A 209-nucleotide genomic window follows, 5' to 3' on the forward strand; every position below is an offset into this window, starting at 1 on the left:
TGCATATTCTTTTTCAGAATATGGTAATTTAAATCTCCATANTAATTTATTTTCAGCTTCTTCTCCATATTTTCCTTTCAAAGTNTCCCAATATTCTCATTGTTGGAGTCTCTATAGGATCAAATCCAAATCTTTGAAATATCTCTTCTATTTTGCTAAATATTTTATTTCTTAATATTTTTATTTCAGTAGGAAAATCCCTTAATCCT

It is taken from the genome of Candidatus Nanopusillus massiliensis, from assembly GCF_920984865.1.